Below are 22075 nucleotides of genomic sequence, written 5' to 3' on the forward strand. Positions count from 1 at the left end.
GGGGGCACGCTCGACGCGCGTATGCTTGAAAAACTTTCCAGCGCTCGTGGACCTGGGCATTTAAACAATACTCATTATCATTTAGACGCCGTATTTAACAACGGAGCTGCCCAGGCTCGATGGCGAATTGGTGCCAATTTGTTATTCAATCAGGCCAAGCGCATGTTCCAGGCGCACGCGATCGGCGGCATTCTTCCGGCTCCGGAACGTGGTGTCCTCGACGGGCAACTTAGTGCGAGAAAGAAGTTCGGCGACGCATGGGCGGCCGCTCCCCGTAAGTTGCCCAACGCCAAAGCCATTCGACGGGCCCATATTGAAATCGATGGAGCCACCAGCGGCTCCAGCCCACCTGCAGGGTCAACACCAGCACGCAAGCCGCGAGAATGCCCGCCATCCCATAGCGCGGACCAAGGTTCACACCGCAACCATAGAACAGTGCGATGCCAAGCAGGCTTTGCGCCAGATAGTTGGTCAGGGCCATGCGACCCAGGGGTACAAGCCAACGCAGTCGACGTTCCCAGGCCGGCCGCCTGTACAGCAAGGCGAACCCAATGGCGTATGCGATGCCCAGCGCCAACGGCCCGATTCTGACCAACATGCGTATCGCCACCCTGACGGGCTCGATGTCGATGGGAGGCCAGGCCGCGCGCATGGGCGCTTGCACCTGCGCGAGCGTCGTCGCGGCGATCCACGCAAGCAACGCACCAAGCAAAATTCGACGCAGCAACGGCAGGTGTCGTCCCGGTTCCTGCAACAAGCCGGCACGACCAGCCCAATAGCCCAACAGGAACCGGCCAAGAACGAAGCACACGAGCGCCCAATTGGACAGGCGCGCCCATCCGGACATCTGCATGTTGAACTCAACGGCACGTGCCCATGATCCGCCGGAGAATACCTCCAAGGCGCGGCCGTACATCTGCGCCTGCGAGGCTAGGTCGGGTAATAGAGGGCGGACCGCTGGGGCGATCAATGGTGGCAGCATGGCTACGACAAGCCCGCCGGCGAGCAGCAAGCGGTTGGACGCATGCCGCAAAGGCAGCATCAACAAGCCGACCACCGCGTAAGTGAACAAGATGTCTCCCCACCAGACAAACCAGGCGTGGATGGCCCCGATTCCCAGCAGGACCAGCAATCGACGCACGTACCCTGGCACCATGCCATGGCCCCGTGCCTGCGCTCGCTCTAACTGCACCGCGAAACCCAAACCAAAGAGCAGGGAGAAGATCGTGATGAACTTGATGCTCACCAGCTCCTCGACAACATGTCGGGCAATGACGTCGAACCCGCTGGTGGGTAGCGCCGCTTGCTCTTCTGGGCCGAGAAACTCGTACAAGCTCAGGGGCGAGAGGTTGGCCAGACACACTCCCAGCAGCGCGAAGCCGCGCAAGGCGTCGATCAGGTCGTAGCGCTCTCCCTGCGTATGCGGTCCAGACCGAGTCTCCATTGAGCTCCTTGCAAGGCTGCCGTTACAACTTGCGTTCGATCAAACGATCCAATGACCAGCGCCCGCCACCATGGGCGGCTATGTACGCGGCTAAAAACGCCATAAGCACCGGATACTCGATGCCGCGATCAATCCACGGCCAGGTCGGTCCCAGCGCGTAGCTGATGCCGATCATCTCTACCGCCACCCCCAGGGCGATCAGGCGAGTGCCCAAGCCGACGGCGAGCATCACACCACCGATGGCCTCCAGTAGCGTGACAAGCATCGCCAGCGCGGGTGCGGCTGGCAAGTGCATGACATTCTCAATCAGATGGATCGATCCGGCCATCGGATCCGCCATCGATCCGTGCGACGTGCGCAGCAGTTTGGGCAGGCCGTGCGTAAACAACACGGCGCCGAAAACCAACCGCAGCAGCGCATAGCCGATGGGCGCTGCTCGTGCGCAAAGATGGTTCCATGCCGCACGCGACGTTGCGTGGCGGTGTGACTGGATGGTCTTCGCTTCGATCTGGCGGGGCTGGATACGCGGGGAGGTCGACATGAGCTCGCTCCTTGAAGCTGGATGCTTCGAACGAAACTCAGTGTCGGGATTGGCGTTGCATGAATAAATACCAGCGAATTGGCAACAGAATTCGACCTCAACAAACAATCTGAGGGCCTTTACATTTTTCGCGGAAATATTCTAATAGCCCGAGTACCTTTGACTTGGCGCCAACAATGAAGATCACCCTGACTGAGCTTCAGGCCTTCGCAGCAGTGGTCGACACGGGTTCGATCACGGCGGCCGCCGAGCACCTGGAACAGACGATATCGGGCATCAGCCGCACCCTGGGCCGTCTGGAAGCCAAACTGGAAACGACGTTGCTGCGTCGGACTACCCGCCGACTTGAACTGACCGAGGAGGGCGCGACCTTCCTGGGCCGAGCCCGCGCCATCCTGGATTCGGTCGAGGAGGCCGAGGAGCAGATGGCCGCGCGACGGCAGCAGCCTGTTGGGCGTCTGCGCGTGGATGCCGCCACACCCTTCATGTTGCATGTGATCGTGCCGAGGATCGCCGGGTTTCGGGAGCGATTTCCGAAGGTGGAACTGGAACTTGCCAGCAACGAAGGCATCACCGACCTTCTGGAGAAGCGCACCGACGTGGCGTTCCGCATAGGCCCGCTGAAGGACTCGACGCTGCACGCGCGCCCGGTCGGCACCAGCCGTCTGCGTTTGCTGGCCAGCCCAGCCTACTTGGAGCGCGCCGGGGCGCCCAAGCAAGTCGCGGATCTGACTGGCCATTCGCTGCTGGGGTTCACGCAGCCGGAGTCCCTGAACCAGTGGCCGGTGCGCGACGCAGGGGGCAACCCGCTGCATATCCGCCCCGATCTCGCATCGTCCAGTGGCGAAACCTTGCGACAGCTGGCGCTGGCTGGCGAGGGCATCGTCTGTCTATCGGATTTCATGACAGCGGGCGATCGCAAAGCCGGGCACCTGGTGCAGGTGCTGCCGAAGTCGACGCTCGATGTCCGGCAGTCGATCAATGCTGTCTACTACCGGAATACAACACTCGCCTCGCGCATCACCTGCTTCATCGACTACATGGTCGATGCCCTCGCTCCCGGCACCTTCGAAACGTAGAGGATCGGTGGTCATGAATACTCAGGAATGGTCAACTCTCCTTGCGAACGCGCTCGCGGCACTCGAAGCTGGAAAGGACAGCGACGCGCGCGATCTGTTGGCGATGGCGTCGGAGCGCGGCTCATCCATGGCCGCAGGCCTGCTCCGAGCACTGGCCGGCAACGACGTTTCCAATGCCTATGACCAGCCACGCGCGTTCGAACGCTTCATTCGAGGTGACGGCAATCGTGCACTCTACGACGCCGTGAGCGCGGAACTGGCGAGCATATACGCCACCCATCGCCCTCATTCATTGCTGGACATCGGCGCAGGTGACGGCATGGCGCTCGCGCCGGCGATACGCGCTTCTGATCACGCCATCCCCCGCCTTGATGTGGTCGAACCAAACAACACGTTACTCGCCGGCCTGATGGCGAACCTACCCACGGTCGAGGGGCACGAGACGACACTGGAGCAATTTGCTTCCGACCTGCCAGCCACCGCGCACTGGGACATGGCGCAGTCGACCTTCGCGCTCCAGTCGATCGCGCCTGCCGCGCGCCAGGCTGCGCTTCGCTTGCTTGCCGCGCACGTGGACCGGCTGGTCATCGTCGAGTTCGACGTGCCCAATCTCGTGGCCGGCACACCCGAGTACCACGCCTCCCTGGCGACTCGCTACGAGCAGGCAGCTTCGGACTGTGGCGAAGACGCCGATCTCGTCGCCGGCGGATTTCTTGCACCGATGCTTCTGGGCCAACTTCGCGCCGCCGCGCCTTCCAATCACGAACAGTCCAAGACTGCCTGGATCATTGAACTTGCGGACGCCGGGTTTCGCGTGGTCCGCGTGACGCATGTCCACGCCTACAGCTGGGCGAACGCTTTCTTGCTTGAGGCGGTGCCTGCGTAGCGTTCGCTGGATCGGCCTGCTGACCGATCGCTTCCTCGGCCGGCCTATTGTTCGAGCATAATCCAGCGACTGAGAAGCTCCGTCACCGAAGCCCCCTTGCCGTCCTCCGCAAGCTGCGGATCCGTCTGTCCTCGCGCTGATTCGTCTTCTGTGATGCGAAATGGAGGCGTCCCATGCTCACCCATTGCTAGAGAGGTAACTCCACAGGGCCCTAGTCCATCCGTGGCAGAGGCAAGGTAAGCGTCGGGTCTGCATGCTCCTCACGGGTCGGGTCGCCGAGTGCATCCTTCGCCTTCTGCACGTAAAGAGCCTCGAAGCGACGGTACAGCACATCGATCTCATCCGGAACGCTCGTGGAAAGGGAGTTTGCCAAGCTCTGAATACCCACGAACACGTACTTGCACGAGCTGAGTATCAGGTGGTCGATATCTTTGTCCTCGGGACCGACTCGGATCGCCTTAATCTGGTCGCCATCGGTGACCATCAGGTGGTCGAGCGATTTAGGCGAGAAGTGCATGGCCTCGGATGAGATGACAAACCTGCCGAACAGCAGATGCGCCACACCACCGGTCTGCGCCCAGTCAAATGTCTTGACGTCGCGCGCCTTGCGTCCGTGTGCTTTCTGGAAGCCCTCCAGCCAAGACTGGCCTTTCGTAACTTTCTTCCGCAGCTCCAAGTCCGAAGGCTCTCGGGGAATCTCTGGGCCCCAATCGCTACGGAAGTTCAGGATGTCGCCGATGAGCTTAATCCTGTTCAGGACGTCTTGGGCGAGATAGTCGTGAATCAAGTCGGGATTCTTGGCGAGCGCAGTGATGCGCGCCAACGCTTCCATGAGGCTTCGCTGATGACCCAGCGCCTCGGTGTAGAAGCCATTGACGGCAAGAAGGCACAGGGACCTGAGGCCCGAGATCTGCCGAATGAGCAGGCATGCCGGGATGACGTGAAGTGGGTTGTTCGCGTCGATTTCCAGCTTGCCGACGAAGCTCTCGCCCATCGAGGAAAGCGTGCGTGCAATGTCGAGTGATTCGACATGTCGTGAGAGCAGCCGTTCGACGCACCGATCGCGGCCATTGACGGGATCTAGATTGGGGACAGGCATGTGCGGTATATCCTCGGGTGTCGCGATGGCATTCCCTTGCAATGATATGGTTTCTCTCGGCCTACTCACCGCCTCCCGGAAGGGCGTCCCCGTCGAGCGTTAGTCCGCCCTGCCGGGGAGGTCAGCCGCCCACCCCTGCGGCACATTGCCATACCACCATGGTCGAACGTGCGCTGCCCCAGGGCCGGTGGGAAAATGCCCGGTCCTTTTCGCCTTACGATCCTATCCATGTCCACCGATCGCATCCGCTCCCCCCTCCTGCGCGACCGCGTGGTCAGCGCTGAGGTTGCCGCCGCCTTCATCCAGCCGGGCGAGACCGTGGCCATGAGCGGATTCACCGGCTCCGGTTACCCGAAGGCCGTGCCGCTGGCGCTGGCCCGCCGCATCGAGGATGCGCACGTGGCCGGGCAGGAGTTCCGCATCCGGCTCATGACCGGCGCCTCCACCGCACCGGAGCTCGACGGCGCCCTGGCCAAGGCCGACGGCATCGCACTGCGCATGCCGTTCCAGACCGATCCGGATGCCCGCCAGCGAATCAATGCGGGCACGCTCGATTACATCGACATCCACCTGAGCCACGTGGCACAGCACGTATGGTTCGGCTTCTACGGCGATATCGATACCGCCGTGGTCGAGGTGGCTGGTATTCGCGAGGACGGCTCGCTGATTCCGTCCACCTCCATCGGCAACAACAAGACATGGCTGGACCTCGCGAAGAAGGTGATCATCGAGGTCAACGACTGGCAGCCGGAAGGCATCGACGGCATGCACGACGTGTACTACGGCACCGCCCTGCCCCCGCACCGCAAGCCGATTCCGCTGCTTCATGCAGACGACCGCATCGGCGAGACGTCGTTGCGCGTAGATTCGGACAAGGTTGTGGCCGTCGTGCGTACGCACGGCCCCGATCGCAACAGCCCCTTCGCGCCGGTGGACGAAACGAGCAAGCGCATCGCCTCGCACCTGATCGAGTTCCTGCAGCATGAGGTGAAGAAGGGTCGCCTGCCGGCGAACCTTCTGCCGCTGCAGTCAGGCGTGGGCAATATTCCCAATGCCGTGCTGGCGGGACTTTCCGAAAGCGGCTTCCGCGACATGGCCGCGTTCACCGAAGTCATCCAGGACGGCATGCTCGACATGCTGCGCGACGGTGTGTTGCGCGTGGCCTCGTGCACGGGCTTCGCCCTGAGCCCGGCCGCGAACGAAGAGTTCAAGCGAAACATCGACTTCTATCGCGAGCGCATCATCATGCGCACGCAGGAGATCTCGAATCATCCGGAACTGGTGCGCCGCCTTGGCTGTATCGCGATGAACGGGATGATCGAGGCCGATCTCTATGGCAACGTGAACTCCACGCACGTCATGGGCAGCAAGATCATGAATGGCATTGGCGGCTCCGGCGACTTCGCGCGCAACAGCTTCCTGTCGATCTTCCTGAGCCCGAGCACGGCGAAGAACGGCAGCATCTCGGCGCTGGTACCGATGGTGAGCCATGTCGACCACACGGAGCACGATGTATCGATCATCGTGACCGAGCACGGCCTGGCCGACCTGCGCGGTCTGCCGCCGCGACATCGTGCCCGGCAGATGCTGGATCATTGCGTGGATCCATCGTACCGGGCACAGCTTGAGGATTATTTCGAGCGGGCTTCGCGGGCTAGCTTCGGCAAGCACACGCCGCACCTGCTGCCGGAAGCGCTGTCGTGGCACCAGCGCTGGCTGGACACGGGTTCGATGCGCGCCTGACGGCGCGGAACGCGACGCAATTTCTTGCACATGGTTGATGCCGTGGACTGAAACGTCCCTGTCATTCCGGCGACCTACGGTGGGTCGCTCGACAGCAAACAACGGCAACTCCCATGGATAAGTCTCGACGCCGTTTCCTGGGCGTCGCCGGCGGCTTCGCCGGTGCATGCGTTCTCGTCGAACCATGGCGCGTTGCGCACGCCATGGATGCGTCGATGGCCATGCCGATGAAACAGCGGATGACCATGCCCGGGCTGGCCGTGCCAAACGTGCCGCTGGTGAATCCGGTCACCATGGCAAAGTTCGTCGATGCCCTGCCGGTGCCACCGATCGCGTTGCCTGTCGGCAAGCGTGCCCACCCCGCGTTCGCTGCGCGACAACTGCCGCTTTATCGCCTGCCGATGCGGGCATTCAGCGCCAAGGTGCACCGGGATCTTCCACCCACGCCGCAATGGGGCTATGCCGGGTGCACGCCAGGCCCCACCATCGTCACGCGCCGTGGCGAGCCGGTGCTTGTGGAATGGCCCAACGAGCTTCCTGTCCGGCATTTCCTGCCTATCGATCACGGCATTCATGGCGCGGAGAAATCCAAACCCGAGGTTCGCACCGTCACCCATGTGCATGGTGCACGTGTCTCGGCGCCGAACGACGGTTGGCCCGAAGACTGGTACGTGCCAGGCAAGTCGGTAACCTCCCTTTACCCGGGCGACCAGGACGCCACCACCTTGTGGTACCACGATCACGCCATGGGCATCACACGGCTGAACATCTACGCAGGCCTCTTCGGCAGCTTCCTGGTGCACGACGACGAAGAGCAGGCACTGGGCCTCCCCTCCGGCGAATTCGACATTCCGCTGGTGCTGTACGACCGCCTGCTCGCCAAGAGCGGCAAGCTCTACTACCCGGTTTCGGAAGACCCAGAGGCCCCCTGGGTGTCCGAATGTCACGGCGATGCGGTGCTGTGCAACGGCAAGCTGTATCCGTATCTCGACGTGGAGCCGCGCCGCTACCGTTTGCGGCTGATCAACGTGGCCAATTCCAGCTTCTTCAACCTGTCGCTGTCCCATGGCAAGCCTTTCCAGCAGATTGGCAGCGACCAGGGGCTACTGGCAGCGCCCACCGACCGCCCGAACATCGAGCTCTACCCGGCCGAACGCGCCGAGGTGATCGTGGACTTCAGTGCCTACGCAGGTCAGTCGGTGCAGCTGCGTCACCAGTCCGAAGGCATCGTCGAGTTCCGCGTTCGCGCCAAGGGTCGCCGCGATACCTCCGTGGTACCGGCAGCATTGCGGGACGTTCAACGCATCGATCCTTCCACCGCGGTGCAGGACCGTGTGCTTGCGCTGGGCGAACAGGACGATTCGGGCGGCAGTCCGATGACGATGGTGCTCGATGGAAAGATGTGGAGCGATCCCATCAGCGAAAAACCCAGGAAAGGCACGGTTGAAACCTGGACGTTCGTCAATGTGACGGGCGATGCGCACCCCATGCATCTGCACCTTGTGCGCTTCCAGATAGTGGAGCGCCGTCCGTTCGACCTCTTCGCGTGGAACGCGCGGAAGGAACTGAAGTTCACCGGGCCATCGATACCGCCGGCCGCGCACGAAGCCGGTTGGAAAGACACCGTGCGCTGCGATCCCGGCATGGTCACACGCATCATCGCGTGCTTCGACGGCGAGCCAGGCAAATACGTCTGGCACTGCCATTACCTCGAGCACGAAGACAACGAAATGATGCGTCCTTACGAACTGGTCTGAATTGTTCGCAACATCTTGCGTTGACACGTGAGCGTCATCACGTCCTCGCGCATTGTCGCCTGCACGCCAACGATTCGTCATATGCCGGGCAGATGCTCACGGCTGTCGACGGGCCACCCACATCCTTAGTCGACACGCATCAGGGGGAAGACTTCCAGTAGGGAGAGACTCACAATGGTTACATGGTTGCGCCACACGCGGCTTTCGCCGCTGTTGATCGCTGCGCTTTCTGTCGGCCTTACCGGCATCGTCAGCGCACAGGACACCACTCCACCCGACCACGACGCGCAGTTCCGCCAGAATGTACCTGTGGCTCCCTTCAAGGGGCAGACCGGCCTTCCCGGTGGCATCGTCGTACTGCACAAGCCGCCGCGTGGCCAGGACAACAGCAACAACACCGTCACCCCGATCAAGCACGTGATCCTGCTGATCGGCGAGAACCGCACGTTCGACCACGTCTACGGCACCTACACTGCGCCGAAGGGGCAGTACGTGGACAACCTCCTATCCAAGGGCATCGTCAATGCCGATGGCACGCCGGGTCCGAACGTGGCCCTTGCCGCGCAGTTCATGGCTTCGAGCACCGGCAAGTTCGACATGTCGCCGAAGAAGGCCGGCAAGTACAAGACGCTTCCGCAGATGAACACCGGCGGCGCACCTACCGAAGCACCTTTCGCGTCCGCAGCGCAGGCGCAGGCCATCGAGCCGGCGCTGCCCGACGGCACCTACGACATGCTCGCTGCCGGCGGCACCGGCCTGCCCAAGAAAGTGGTCGATACCCGTTTCCCGGCCGAGCTACCCAACGCGCCGGTGGACCTGCATGCGTCGATCAGCTACGACGCCTATGCCAACAGCCCCGTGCATCGCTTCTTCCAGATGTGGCAGCAGCTCGATTGCGATACCCGGGCCGCTACCCCATCCAACCCCAGCGGCTGTCGCAACGATCTCTTCCCCTGGGTGGAAACCACCATCGGCGCGGGCAGCAACGGCAAGGAGCAGCCGGCGAACTTCACCGACCAGAGCACCGGTGAAGGCGCCACCGCCATGCAGTTCCTGAACATGGCCCAGGGCGACGCGCCTTACTTCAAGAAACTGGCCCAGAAGTACGCGTTGAGCGATAACTTCCACCAGTCGGTGATGGGCGGCACGGGCGCCAACCACATCATGCTTGGCTACGGCACCTTGATCTACTACGCCGATGCGAACGGCAAACCCGCCACGCCGCCGGAAAACCAGATCGAGAACCCGGATTCCCAGTTCGGTACCAACAACTGGTGGGTGCAGGACGGTTACAGCGGCGGCTCTTACGTCAATTGCTCCGACGAAAGCCAGCCGGGCGTGAAGCAGATCAAGAACTATCTGCGTTCGTTGCCGTACCAGACGTTCAAAGGCACGGACTGCAAACCCAAGGCTTACTACCTGGTGAACAACTACAACCCGGGCTACCTGGGTGACGGCACGCCGGCACCGCTGGGCGACGACCAGTTCACCATCCCGCCGACCACACAGGAAAACCTGGCGCTGCTGCTGGAGAAGCACAACGTTTCCTGGAAGTACTACGGCGAGGGCTTCGCCGGAGGCAAGGAAGACGGTGAGGGCGGCACCTTCTGCAACATCTGCAATCCGTTCCTGTACTCCACCCAGGTCATGACCAACCCGGAACTCCGTGCCAAGAACCAGGACATCAACGACCTGTACGACGACATCCAGAACGACACGCTGCCGGCCGTCTCCATCGCCAAGCCGGACGGCATCCTCGATGGCCATCCGTCTTCGTCGAAACTTGATCTGTTCGAAGGATACGTGCGCAAGATCGTCGAAATGGTCGAGGCCAACCCGAAGGTGTGGGACGACACCGCGATCATGGTGACCTTCGATGAAGGTGGTGGCTACTACGATTCCGGCTACATCCAGCCGATCGACTTCTTCGGCGACGGCACGCGCATCCCGTTGCTGGTGGTGTCGAAGTACTCCGTAGGCGGCAAGGTCGTGCACACCTATTACGACCATGTCTCGTTCGACAAATTCGTCGAGGCCAACTGGAACCTGAGGGATCAGATCTCCGCCCGCAGTCGCGACAACCTGCCGAACCCGGTGTCATTCCGGGAAAACCCGTATGTCCCGGTAAACGCGCCGGCCATCGGCAACCTCATGGACATGTTCAACTTCGCCCGGAAGGATGTCAGCGACGCCACCGCGATCGCCGACTGAGCGCTCACTGTTCGCTCGATACAGACCCTGCCCGCGAAAGCAGGCAGGGTTTTCTCGATTGAAGGAGGAGATAACGATGAGGCTTTCCCTGTGCAAATGGGGTTTGCGGGCATTGGTTCTGAGTTCGCTCGCCGGCGCCGCATCCGTCCACGCCGATGCAGGCGACTTCGGCGCCATGCCGGGACTATGGAAGGTTCAGGTGCGGCGCGTGACGCATGGCAAGGCCGGCACACCGGAGGTGCATTGGCATTGTGTGGATGAGGGGGCCGATCCGTGGACCACGTTCGCTGCGTGGACGCCCGGCGCGGGCGAATGCGACGCGGCGGACCAGCAACGCCGGAGCACCTCGCTGGCGTGGACGCTCAGTTGCAAAGGCGCTTCGCGGGCTTCGGCCCATGTGGACTTCGATAGTGCCAAGCACTACACGGGCAGTGTGACCGCCGAAGGGGGTGACGAAATCACGCGGATTGAGGGCGATCGGTACGCCGCGTGTACTAGTCCTGAGGACTGACGCCAGGGGCGCTCGGGCGGTGAGGCGGGGGAGCAGGCATTCAGATCCGACGATGCACAAGTCGCTTGCCGCTACGCTCAGTTGCGCGTAGTCTTTATGTATCGCTCGATACATATATCAGGTGCCGCCGTGACCCTACAGTCTCTTCCTCTCGCCGGCAAGCGAGCCCTAGTCACCGGCGCTGCGCGCGGTATCGGCGCGGCAATTGCCCTGAAGCTGGCCGAGCACGGCGCCGATGTCGCCATTACTTACTCGAAGTCGGCGGAGAAGGCGGAAGCCCTCACTGCGGAGATGCGTGCGCTGGGCCGCAATGCCGTTGCGATCGAGGCCGATGCTGCCAGCCCGGAGGCCTCTGTGGCGGCTGTGGAACGGACCGTGGCCGCACTGGGTGGTCTCAATATCCTCGTAAACAACGCGGGCGTCCTTGTCGCAGGGCCTTTTGCGGATTTGTCGCTGGAGGAGATGGATCTGCAGTTGAACGTGAATGTGCGCGGGGTGTTCGTGACCACGCAGGCGGCGTTGAAGCACATTCCGAATGGCGGGCGCATCGTTACCATCGGGTCGAATGCGGGGCTGGCCGTTCCGTTTCCAGGCATTGCGGTGTATGCGGCCACGAAGTCCGCTATGGAGAGTTTTACTCGCGGCCTCGCGCGCGAGCTTGGGCCTCGGGACATTACCGTGAACCTCGTGCGTCCGGGCCCTATCGACACCGACATGAATCCGGCCGACGGCACCCTGGCTGCCGCCATCCTTCCGCACCTATCCATTGCCCGCTACGGAAAGCCGCGCGAGGTAGCCGATGCGGTGGCTTTCCTCGCCGGGCCAGGCGCTGCCTATGTCACCGGTTCGGGCATTCTTGTGGATGGCGGCATAAGCGCGTGAGCGCCCGTGGCGCGCCGCAGGGATGTCACGGCGCCTAAACCAGGCGCAAGTCGGCCGGCTTGGCCCCGGGGAACACCGCACCGAGGTCCTTGTCCGATAGCCCATACATCCGCCGCATCAGCCCACCCAGCACATCGCGGTAATTGTTGAGCACGGGATAGTCGCGATTCTGCAGCAGGCTCCCCGCGTTGATCGCCACCTGCTGCCCCGCGATGCGCCCGCCGTCGATCTTGCCGCCCAGCACCCAGTAGGTCGTGCCGTGCCCGTGATCGGTGCCCTTGTTGCCATTCTCGCGGAAGGTACGGCCGAATTCGGAGACGACGACTACGACAGTGTCGTTCCATTCCTTTTCGCCCAGGCCGTCGGCGAAGGCTGCGAGGCCTTGGGACAGGTTGTCCAGATTGTTCGCGAGCTGGCCTTGCGCGCCGCCCTGGTTCACATGCGTGTCCCAGCCGCCCACGTCGACGAAGCCGAGGCGGAAGCGGTCGCGCATCAGCGTCGCCATGCGCTCGCCCTGTTGGGCGAAGCCACGGGCATTCACCGCGCCGCGGCTGGCCGCGGTCATCTCCATCTTAAGATCGTTGGCCACGTCCTGGCGTAACTGCAGACCATCGGCGGCCTGTGCCTGCAGCGGGGTGCCCTGGTACATGCCGGCGAGGATCTTCGACTGGCGATCGTCGAACGTGGCATTGCCGTTGCCCTTCAGCGACACGTTGGGCACGTCGCCCGCGCCGCGGAACGAAAGCGGCAGCGCGTCGGTGAAAGCGATCGGCGGCACGCCGCGCAGCACACCGCTCAAGCGGCCCATGAAGCCGGAGGCGTAGCGGCGCGAGTCGCCCGCCTCGCCGGATTCAATGTTGTCCTGGGTTTCGAAGTGGCTACGCGACAGATCGTCGGTGCCCGCGAAGGGAATGAAGGCCAGCTGCTTGCGGTCCCATAACGGCCCCATCGACTTCAGCACGGCCGGCGCCAGGGCCCAGTTCGCGTCAAGCGCGCGCGCCGAACCCTCGTTCTGCGGATCGGGCCGGGCCACGGCGATGTTCGGCCGCGACTCGTAATAGAAGTCGCTCGCGTACGGCACGAGAAGATTGTTGGCATCGTAGCCGCCGCGCAGGAACACGAGCAGGAAGCGAGGCGAGGTGGCCGGCGCGGCGAACACCTTGCCCCCGAGGGTCAGCGCGGGCACGGTGGCGGCGAGGGTAAAAAGGAACTGACGACGATCCATGGCGGACCTCAGCGGTAATTGAATTCGGGGGACGAGAGCAGGTAGGTATTCCATTCCTGCTGCGACGTGGCCTGCGAGAGCGCGTCGCGCGTCTTCGGGCCGAGGAAGGGATCGATGGTCGCGTAGTAGGTCGGCGTGGTCAGCTGCGGAAAGCCGCCGCGATGCTGCGAGCCGTCGTCGGTGAGATCGAAGAGATGATTGGCGCCGCTGCCGATCGAGCGGGCGATCTCGAAACGCTTTGCCACCTGGCCCGAGCTGGTCCACTCCGAACTGCTCATCGGCCAGCCGTCCGGCGTGATGCGTCCGAACGGCGCCTGGCCCAGCTGCTGCACCCAGTTCGCCAGCGGTCGCGGATTCTCCACGGGTTTACCGTCGTAGGCCAGGCGCATGGCCGATACGAGGAACTGGGTCGGATCCTTGTAACGCTTGCCCAGCGAAGCGATGAAGTACTTCGAGGTCAGCATGGTTTTCATCACCTGCGCGATGTCGCCGTCCGTGTGCCGGAAGGTCTTCGCCATGGCCTCGATCAGGGCGGGCGGCGGGTCATCTGCCACGAAATACTTCGCCAGCCCCGTGGAGACGAACGTCGCGCAGGCCGGCTGGCTCACGATGAGGTCCACGGCCTTCTCCACCTCGTCGAAGCCGCCGCCCTTGATCGTGTGGCCGAGCAGCACCTGGTCGCTGAAGTCGTGCCGGTTGGGATTGAACTCGAACACGCCCTCCTGCAGGTAATACGGCTGGAGGTCGCGACGGATCTTGCGCGGCTGACCGTCGAAGTTCACGCCCACGCCGGTCAGGATATGCGCCAGGGCCTGCACGTCGGCCTGCGTGTACCCCGAACCCACGCCGAGCGTGTGCAGCTCCATGAGTTCGCGTGCGTAGTTCTCGTTGATCTTGTCGCGTGCGTTCTGCGCGTTGTCGAGGTATTCGAGCATGGCCGGGCTCTTGAGCGTGGCCATGACCAGATCGCGGAACTTGCCCAGGGCGTGCGGGCGAATCGTGTTTTGCGTGTAATCGGCCAGCAACCAGCGCACACGCCCCTTGTCACGGAACACGCTGAAATGGTTCAGCCAGAACCACACCAATTGCTCGCGCAGCTGGTTCTCGTCGTAGATGGCTTCGAGCAGTACGGCGGATTGCGCCTGCTGGGCGTATTCGTTGCCCTGCTTCCGCTGGGCCTTGCGCGCTTCCTGCTTGGCGTCGCCATCGGGCATGGCCTTGATGACCTGGGCCTGGTCACGCACCTGGGCCATCAGCACGGTCACGGGCGTCTTCACCGCGTCGAATCCGGCGATCCGCGCCTGGATCGCCGCCGGCAGACCGTCACCCGACGGGTGAAGCTGCCGATCCAGGAAGCGCCGCTTGCCAAGATCGCGAAAGCTGGCGAGGGTGGCCGAATCGGCGCCGAAAGTAACCCGGTTGAGCCAATAGGCGTCTTCCTTCGGCAGTGCAGCGTCATCCGCCAGGACAGGCAGGGCGGTCAGGGCCAGCAGGCAGGCGGCGAGCGGTCGCATGAAACCTCCGTTACAGGGGTAACACTCCCAACTAACGGACAGGTTGCCCGAAGGTTTACGACAGCGGCACGCTCGTAAAAGCTTGCTTCAGGGGCGATATGGATTTGTCGCCGACATTGCCTGCTTTGCAATAATGGCCGCTCCTGACTTCCGGCGAGGTCGATGGTCGACATCCCCACGCTCCTCGGTTACAGCGGCGTTCTCCTGATTCTGGTGGCCGTGGTGGCCGCTCTCGTGCGCAGCACCGGGCAACGCAGCCTCTGGTTCGCGCTGCCGTTCCTGATGGGCGGGGTGGGCTGTCTCTTCATGGTTCAGCCGCACGCGCTGCCTGGCCGCAGCGCCCTTCACCTGGGTGCCTTTTTCATCTCGCTGGCTTATGCGTTCGGCTGGCAGGCGGTGCGGGCGCTGTTCGACGAGCCGCCTCGCATGGGATGGCTCGCGCTGCCGTCCCTCGTCTGGCTCATCCTGGCGTTCGCGGTGTTCGACAATTTCCCACTGCGGAGCATCAGCGCGGGCTTCCGCGTCGCCCTGGTCGCCTTCTACATGTCGCGCGCCGCACTCACACTGAGGCAACATCGCAGCGAGCGATTGCCGTCGGTGCGTCCGCTGACGATTCTGTTTGCCGCGGCCGCGGTGCTGGCGTGGGTCAGCCTTCCCTTTGTCGCCATCCTGCCGGAACCGCTCGGCGCGCTCCCGCCCAGGCCGTGGGCGGTGATCTTCTACAACGTGCAGATGATCGCGGAAGTCCTGATCGCCGTCGTTCTCATGGTGGCCATCCGAAAGGAGCGGACGGCGGACTCGTATTACCAGCAGTCCACGCGGGATCCTTTGACGGGTCTCTACAACCGCCGATTCTTTACCCAGCGGCTCCGCGAGTGGGACGTGCAGCCGACATACCGGGACCGGGCCGTCCTGTTCTTCGATATCGACCATTTCAAGCGCATCAACGACCGCTTTGGCCATGCTGTCGGGGATGAGGTCATCGTCGCGGTGGCTCGTCTGGCCGAGCGCGTTCTTCGCAAACGCGACTGGATCTTCCGCTTTGGCGGGGAAGAGTTCGTGGGTGTGCTCCCCGACACCTCCTTGCAGGAAGCGATCAACGTGGCCGAGCGCCTGCGTTCCGAAACGGAGCGCCAGCTGCAGACGATTTCAGGCGAGCGCCTGGGCGTGACCATCAGCGTGGGCGTGGTGGCCTCCGGTCAGCCGCGCCGCTCCGTGACCGAACTAGTCCTTTTGGCCGATAGGCTGCTTTACCAGGCCAAGGGGGAGGGTCGAAATCGCGTAAAGTCGCCATCGGCGTCGACCGCTCTACCGTCAAGCTCCGCGGCAACCGACAGCTAAAGGGATCAAGAAGCCTTCCAATAACCTGCAGAAGCCAGGGGATTCGCTCATGGCCATCGAGAACGCCGGGAAAGGATCACGTTCATCATCCGTCGCCTTCGCGACCACCGCTTTGGCCTGTTTCATCTACGCCACGGTAGCTCTCTTGACGCTGCACATCCTGCGGCCCGATTACGCTCCGGCAACCAACTTCATCAGCAACTACGCGGTGGGTCCCCATGGCTGGATCATGACGACCTGGTTCCTGGCGATGAGCTGCGGCTTGCTGGCACTTGTGGCGGGCCTCCATACCAGCGGCCTGCGCTCCATCACCGCCCGATTGGGGATGTTTCTGCTCCTGGTCGCAGCGATTGGGTTGGTCGTCTCGGCCGTGTTTCCCACGGATATTCCCGGCGCGCCGTCTACCCGGTCGGGGGCCATCCACGATCAGAGCTTCCTCGTGAATGTCGGAAGCATCTTCATCGCAAGCATCCTGCTATCTGCGAGTTTTGGAACGCACCCCGCGTGGCGATCCTTTCGGCGAACCGCCTGGATACTGACCTCCCTGATATTGGCCGGATTCGTCATCCAGTTCCTCACCCTGCACAAGGGGATGCCATATGGCCTCGCGAACCGTTTTTTCGTACTGGTTCTGTTCGCGTGGCTGTTCGGCGTGTCTCTTCGATTGCGATCGCCGCGACTTGACTGAGACTTTGAAGAAACGGCGATCCGGAGTTCAGCCATGTGTCCCACTCGCCCTACATACGCTTCTCAAGCAGCATCATAAGTTTCCCATTCCGAGGAATCGTATCTTGCTTTCCTTGCTCCCTGAGCCAGTAAAACTGCCCAGGCTTGAAGCTCGGCGGCAGTTCATAGTCCATCCCATCCCATTCGTCTTCACGAAATGCGTAGAAGGCACGGTGCCCATGATACTTATCGGCTGCGTCCATGACGTCGACGAGGTAGGCGGCGCAATCAGGCCAGAGCCTCATGCAGCCATACTCGGCCATGACGATCCTGTTCGCACTTAAGCCGTTCATCTTCGCCCACTCGAAAGGTAGCTTGATGTGCGCAGCTACTGCCTCCCGGTTCCACTTGATCTCGGTGCCGCCATAACGCGTTTCCACGCCGGGGTAACGCAGCTGAAACTTGTGTTTCATATTGGGGAAGCTGGTGGCCTCATAGGGTTCGTACATGTGGAACGCATATAGAACCTTGGCGTCGTCGAGCGGCTTGGGCCACGCCGCGAGGGAGCGGGCGTTGGCGTAGTAGCCACCGTCCACCATCACGGGTGTCGCGGGGTCGACCTTGCGAATGGCATCGATCACGTTCCGATAGAACACCTGAAGATCCCTGGGCCCGTTCCGATGGGTTTCCTGCCATGTTCGAAGCACCTCCATCGACGCGTTTTCCTCAAGGCCTGTCGTTTTCTCCGGTGCCGGTTCGTTGATCAGGTTGTACCCCGCGACTGCGGGATGGTCTTTCAGCCTCCCGGCAAGATCCGCCCAGAAGCGAACCGCCTGCTCTGGATACGTGCCGCCTCGCCACAGGCGGTCGTCGAATTTCCCCTTGTTTTGCTGCGTCCAACGGGCGCCGGGCAGGCTCAACGGCACGATGACCACCTTGAGGCCTGCCGAAGACGCGGCGTCCAGCACTCTCATCAAGAGCGCCAGATCCTTCTCTTTGAGCCCCTGGTAGCGATCGGCGTTGCCGATCAGGAAGTCCCTGTCTTCGCCGTGCCATTTGCTGAAGGTCAGACGGACCCATGTCGCACCCGTAGCCGCCAAAGCTTTGAAGTAGGCTTCGTCCGGAGGGGTTTTGTTGAAGCTGTTCGCGCCTTTCTGCTGCGTATCCCAGAAACTCATCAGGTCGGCGGCCACGGCCGGAAGCGAGAAGGCCGCGACGATCGTGCCCAGCAGCACCGCATTGAGGGCACCTTTGACGTTGATGGGAAGCATTCACTCGTTCCAATGATGTGACACCACCGACCGTAACCCCTTCGCCACCACCATTCCACCCGGGTCCCCGCAGCCGCGGCTAGTCCTGGCCGCCTCGCTGACGCCCCCCGCAGCAAGCAGGCCCATACCGGCTGCCTTAGCCGCGGCTTAGCGCAAACCCAGTGAAAAGCGCGGAAAGGGGCGGGAAAGATCGTGGGTCTAGCGTCCACACCCACCTGCAACGACTGCGAACTCCCGATGAGCCTGCGCGACTGGACCATCCTCTGCGACTTCGACGGCACCGTCTCCGTGGAAGACGTGATCGACTCCCTGCTGGATCGTTACGGGCGCCCGGGCTGGGAAGCACTGGAACGCGATTGGCGAGCAGGCCTCATCGGCTCCCGCGCATGCATGGGCGGACAGGTGGCGCTGCTCGACATGAGCGCGGAAGAACTGGACGCCGAACTCGCCAACGTGCGCATCGACCATGCGTTCCCCGCCTTCGTGGCGAGGGCCCGAGAACTCGATGTGCCCGTGCACATCGTGAGCGATGGCCTCGACTACGCCATCCATCGCATCCTGCGCCGCCATGGCCTGGACGATCTGCCCGTGGCGGCGAACCACCTGGCGCCGGGTACTCCGCCGCAGCGCTGGAGCTTCAGCTCGCCCTTCCAGGCCGAAGGCTGCGGCAGCGGCACCTGCAAATGCGCCTGCGTCGAGCGCAGCCGCGCTTCCAACGGCCGCAAGACCCTCCTCATCGGTGACGGTGCCTCGGACTTCTGCGCCGCCGACCGCGTCGACTACGTATTCGCCAAGCACCGCCTGATCGAACATTGCCGCGCCGCCGGCATTCCCTACATGCCGATCACCGGCTTCGAGGACGCGCTGGCGCTGCTGCCCGCGTTGCTCGATGGAACGCTGGAAGAACACCTCACGCTACCCGCCATCCAAGACAGCCTCGCCTGATTTACGGAACCCTCATGAACGTATTCGACAAGCACGCTTCCGCTGCCATCGACGACGCGCAGCTGCTGCGCGACGAAGCCCAGTACAGCTCCTTCGGCGACACCGTGCATTACGTGGACCCGCCGAAGATCTTCCGCCGCTGCGAAGGCAGCTGGATGTACGACACGGCGGACGTGCCCTTTCTCGACCTGCAGATGTGGTATTCCGCGGTCAATTTCGGTTACGGCAATCAGCGCCTGAACGATACGCTGAAGCGCCAGATCGACGTGCTGCCGCAGGTGGCCAGCCAGTACCTCCACGAGGGGCGTATCCAGCTCGCCAAGACCATCGCGCAAGACGTGGAAAGCAAGTTCGGTCGCAAGGGCCGCGTGCATTTCAACGTGGGCGGCGCGCAGGCCATCGAGGACTCGCTGAAGCTCGTTCGTAACGCCTCCAACGGCAAGAGCCTGATGTTCGCGTTCGAAGGCGGCTACCACGGCCGTACGCTCGGCGCATCGTCCATCACCTCCAGCTATCGGTATCGCCGCCGCTTCGGCCACTTCGGCGAGCGCGCGATGTTCATTCCTTTCCCGTATCCGTTCCGCCGGCCCAAGGGCATGACGGCCGAGGAATACTCGGACGCCTGCGTGCGCCAGTTCGCACGCCTGTTCGAAACCGAATACAACGGCGTGTGGGATCCAAAGGTGAACCAGGCGGAATATGCCGCGTTCTACGTGGAGCCGATCCAGGGCACCGGCGGCTACGTGATCCCGCCCATGAACTTCTTCCGCGACCTGAAGAAGGTGCTGGACCAGTACGGCATCCTCATGGTGGTGGACGAAATCCAGATGGGTTTCTGGCGCACCGGCAAGCTCTGGTCGATCGAACATTTTGGCGTGACGCCCGACGTGCTCGTGTTCGGCAAGGCGCTCACCAACGGCCTCAATCCGCTGTCCGGCCTCTGGGCGCGCGAGGAGCTGATCAATCCCGTGGTGTTCCCGCCGGGTTCCACGCACTCCACGTTCAACTCGAACCCGCTGGGTACGGCGGTGGGCCTGGAAGTCATCCGCATGGGCTACGAGTTGGATTACGAGACCAGCGTGCCGGCCAAGGGCGCCCATTTCCTGGATGGCCTGCGCGACCTGCAGAAGCGCCACAAGGAAATCGGCGACGTGGACGGCCTGGGCCTGGCGCTCCGTGCCGAGATCTGCACCGAGGACGGGTTCACGCCGAACAAGGCCCTGCTCGACTGCATGGTGGATATCGGACTTGCCGGTGATCTCGAGCACAACGGCAAGAAGATCGGCCTCGTGCTGGATGTGGGCGGTTGGTACAAGAACGTGATCACGCTTGCGCCGTCGCTCGACATCACGCACGAGGAGATCGACCTGGCGATCGCCTTGCTCGACCAACTGCTGACGCGCGCAAAACGTGCCTGAAGCCGAGCGCGTCCACCGGAGGATGCACCATGAACGTCTCGCCACTCGCCGACCATGTCGGCGAACAGATCATCGCCATCGTGGCCCGGCAGACCCACGTGGAACCCGCATCGCTCGTTCCGGAGGCCACGCTCAAGGATCTCGGCATATCGTCCCTGGATGCCATCGAACTGATCTTCGAACTCGAGGAGCACTTCGACATCCACTTTCCCGATGAAGGCGCGAATTTCGAGTCCGACTCCGTCGGGCACCTGATAAGCGCCGTACAGGCCGCCTTGACGGCTCAGTCGGGCCACACCGGGACGGTGGTGTGAGTTCAGTCGCGAAGCGTGTCGTCATCACCGGCATGGGTGCCGTCAGCCCGTTCGGCGAGGGCGCCGACGCCCTCTGGCGGAACCTTCGGGAAGGGCGCAGCGCCATCGGACCGCTGCGTCACGCGCAGGCCAGCGAGCTGCGGGTGAAGGTCGCGGCGCAGGTGCCGGAAAGCTTCGATCCCTCGACGCGGTTCGACGAGCGCGTTCTGCCCCTGCTTGACCGCACCTCGCAGTTCGCCATGGTCGCCGCGCGTGAGGCCATTGCACAGTCGGGTATCGAGTTCGCCTCGAACGGCATCGGCTCGCGCACGGCGGTGGTGATCGGCACGGGCGCGGGTGGCGAGACATCGCACGACGAGCAGTCGAAGCGACTCTACGCGGAACATGCGCCGAGGGTGCACCCGCTCACCATCGTGCGCATGATGGCGAATGCACCGGCAAGCCAGATCAGCATCGCGCATGGCCTGCGCGGCCCCGCGTTCGGCGTGGCCAGTGCCTGCGCTTCGTCCAACCATGCGATCGCACAGGCCGCCTTGCTGATTCGCGCGGGCCTGGCCGACGTGGCGATCGCCGGCGGCACGGAATCGTGCTTCACGTATGCCGCCCTCCGCGCGTGGGAAGCGATGCGCGTGCTCGCCGAGGATACCTGCCGTCCCTTCAGCGCCAACCGGCGCGGCCTGGTGCTCGGTGAGGGCGCCGGGGTCTTCGTGCTCGAGTCCGCGGACCACGCGCACGCTCGCGGCGCTGTGCCATTAGCCGAGCTCGCCGGCATAGGCATGAGCGCCGACGCGGGCGACATCGTCGCGCCGACCTCGGCCGGTGCCGCCGCAGCCATCGCGCAGGCGCTGGCGGATGCGCAGCTCAACGTCGAGGACATCGACTACATCAATGCCCACGGCACCGGCACGCAAGCAAACGATCTCAGCGAAACCCGCGCCATCCACCAGGTGTTCGGGCCTCATGCGCTACGCCTTGCCGTGTCGTCCACCAAATCGATGCACGGCCACGCCCTGGGTGCCTCCGGTGCGCTGGAACTGGTCGCGGTGCTCGGTGCCATGGCCGAAGGCGTCGTACCGCCTACCGCCAACCTCGACCAGCCGGACCCCGCATGCGACCTCGATTACGTGCCGCACACCGCGCGCGATCGGCCGGTGCGCGCGGCGTTGAGTCATTCCTTCGCGTTCGGCGGGCTGAACGCCGTACTCGCATTGAAACGGATCTGAGTACC

The 22075-nt window shown here is 63.1% G+C and carries 19 protein-coding genes; 13 read left to right on the forward strand and 6 right to left on the reverse strand.

What is annotated here, in order from left to right; translation table 11 throughout:
• Positions 1–229: 229 nt before the first annotated feature.
• Together FHS47_RS13705 and FHS47_RS13710 are read right to left on the reverse strand one after the other, a co-directional pair.
• A complete protein-coding gene (locus FHS47_RS13705; protein WP_167028876.1) occupies positions 230–1444 on the reverse strand; it encodes a DUF418 domain-containing protein in 1215 nt (404 codons plus the stop codon).
• Positions 1445–1466: 22 nt separating this feature from the next.
• A complete protein-coding gene (locus FHS47_RS13710; RefSeq protein WP_167028879.1) occupies positions 1467–1985 on the reverse strand; it encodes a DoxX family protein in 519 nt (172 codons plus the stop codon).
• A gap of 176 nt (positions 1986–2161) precedes the next feature.
• On the opposite strand from FHS47_RS13710, the gene FHS47_RS13715 reads away from it, so the two are divergent.
• On the forward strand, positions 2162–3064 hold the full coding sequence (locus tag FHS47_RS13715) for a LysR family transcriptional regulator (RefSeq protein ID WP_167028882.1): 903 nt from the start codon (positions 2162–2164) through the stop codon (positions 3062–3064).
• A gap of 13 nt (positions 3065–3077) precedes the next feature.
• Positions 3078–3950: a hypothetical protein gene (locus FHS47_RS13720; protein WP_167028885.1), complete on the forward strand. Its 873-nt coding sequence runs from the start codon at positions 3078–3080 to the stop codon at positions 3948–3950.
• 211 nt (positions 3951–4161) lie between these two features.
• Here the strand turns inward: FHS47_RS13720 and FHS47_RS13725 are convergent, their stop codons facing one another.
• Entirely contained in the window at positions 4162–5049 is an 888-nt protein-coding gene (locus FHS47_RS13725) for a DUF5677 domain-containing protein (RefSeq protein WP_167028888.1), read from the reverse strand.
• A gap of 228 nt (positions 5050–5277) precedes the next feature.
• Here FHS47_RS13725 and FHS47_RS13730 point away from each other — a divergent pair, with 228 nt between their 5' ends.
• From FHS47_RS13730 to FHS47_RS13750, 5 genes are all read left to right on the forward strand, one after another.
• The gene (locus FHS47_RS13730; RefSeq protein ID WP_167028891.1) at positions 5278–6792 is read left to right on the forward strand and encodes an acetyl-CoA hydrolase/transferase family protein; all 1515 of its coding nucleotides are present in this window, start codon (positions 5278–5280) and stop codon (positions 6790–6792) included.
• Between the two features lie 113 nt (positions 6793–6905).
• Positions 6906–8549, forward strand: a complete 1644-nt coding sequence (locus tag FHS47_RS13735) for a multicopper oxidase domain-containing protein (RefSeq protein ID WP_167028894.1) — start codon at positions 6906–6908, stop codon at positions 8547–8549.
• A gap of 174 nt (positions 8550–8723) precedes the next feature.
• A complete protein-coding gene (locus FHS47_RS13740) occupies positions 8724–10760 on the forward strand; it encodes an alkaline phosphatase family protein (RefSeq protein ID WP_167028897.1) in 2037 nt (678 codons plus the stop codon).
• Positions 10761–10836: 76 nt separating this feature from the next.
• Positions 10837–11271 carry a DUF3617 family protein gene (locus FHS47_RS13745; RefSeq protein WP_167028900.1) on the forward strand — a complete coding sequence of 145 codons (435 nt, stop codon included), beginning with the start codon at positions 10837–10839 and terminating at the stop codon, positions 11269–11271.
• A 129-nt stretch (positions 11272–11400) separates the two neighbouring features.
• Positions 11401–12153 (forward strand): SDR family oxidoreductase, encoded by a 753-nt coding sequence (locus FHS47_RS13750; protein ID WP_343203527.1) that lies wholly within the window; start codon positions 11401–11403, stop codon positions 12151–12153.
• 34 nt (positions 12154–12187) lie between these two features.
• On the opposite strand, the gene FHS47_RS13755 is transcribed toward FHS47_RS13750, so the two are convergent.
• A complete protein-coding gene (locus FHS47_RS13755; protein WP_167028907.1) occupies positions 12188–13378 on the reverse strand; it encodes a DUF1501 domain-containing protein in 1191 nt (396 codons plus the stop codon).
• A gap of 8 nt (positions 13379–13386) precedes the next feature.
• Positions 13387–14892: a DUF1800 domain-containing protein gene (locus tag FHS47_RS13760; RefSeq protein ID WP_167028910.1), complete on the reverse strand. Its 1506-nt coding sequence runs from the start codon at positions 14890–14892 to the stop codon at positions 13387–13389.
• A gap of 162 nt (positions 14893–15054) precedes the next feature.
• Here FHS47_RS13760 and FHS47_RS13765 point away from each other — a divergent pair, with 162 nt between their 5' ends.
• Positions 15055–16233, forward strand: coding sequence for a GGDEF domain-containing protein (locus FHS47_RS13765; RefSeq protein WP_167028913.1), 1179 nt, complete (start codon positions 15055–15057; stop codon positions 16231–16233).
• 49 nt (positions 16234–16282) lie between these two features.
• Positions 16283–16921: a DUF998 domain-containing protein gene (locus FHS47_RS13770; RefSeq protein ID WP_167028916.1), complete on the forward strand. Its 639-nt coding sequence runs from the start codon at positions 16283–16285 to the stop codon at positions 16919–16921.
• 49 nt (positions 16922–16970) lie between these two features.
• Here FHS47_RS13770 and FHS47_RS13775 read toward each other — a convergent pair whose 3' ends face one another.
• Entirely contained in the window at positions 16971–18170 is a 1200-nt protein-coding gene (locus FHS47_RS13775; RefSeq protein WP_167028919.1) for a cellulase family glycosylhydrolase, read from the reverse strand.
• 237 nt (positions 18171–18407) lie between these two features.
• Here FHS47_RS13775 and FHS47_RS13780 point away from each other — a divergent pair, with 237 nt between their 5' ends.
• From FHS47_RS13780 to FHS47_RS13795, 4 genes are read left to right on the forward strand one after another with little or no spacing between them, the layout of a single operon-like run.
• On the forward strand, positions 18408–19115 hold the full coding sequence (locus FHS47_RS13780; RefSeq protein ID WP_167030191.1) for an MtnX-like HAD-IB family phosphatase: 708 nt from the start codon (positions 18408–18410) through the stop codon (positions 19113–19115).
• 14 nt (positions 19116–19129) lie between these two features.
• Positions 19130–20533, forward strand: coding sequence for an aminotransferase class III-fold pyridoxal phosphate-dependent enzyme (locus FHS47_RS13785; RefSeq protein ID WP_167028922.1), 1404 nt, complete (start codon positions 19130–19132; stop codon positions 20531–20533).
• A 29-nt stretch (positions 20534–20562) separates the two neighbouring features.
• Positions 20563–20847 (forward strand): phosphopantetheine-binding protein, encoded by a 285-nt coding sequence (locus tag FHS47_RS13790; protein ID WP_167028925.1) that lies wholly within the window; start codon positions 20563–20565, stop codon positions 20845–20847.
• Positions 20844–22070: a beta-ketoacyl-[acyl-carrier-protein] synthase family protein gene (locus FHS47_RS13795; protein ID WP_167028928.1), complete on the forward strand. Its 1227-nt coding sequence runs from the start codon at positions 20844–20846 to the stop codon at positions 22068–22070. The genes FHS47_RS13790 and FHS47_RS13795 overlap by 4 nt, the downstream gene beginning before the upstream one ends.
• The last annotated feature ends 5 nt before the right edge of the window (positions 22071–22075 follow it).

Origin of the sequence: Luteibacter sp. SG786, assembly GCF_011759605.1 — a bacterium.
Lineage (GTDB): Bacteria > Pseudomonadota > Gammaproteobacteria > Xanthomonadales > Rhodanobacteraceae > Luteibacter.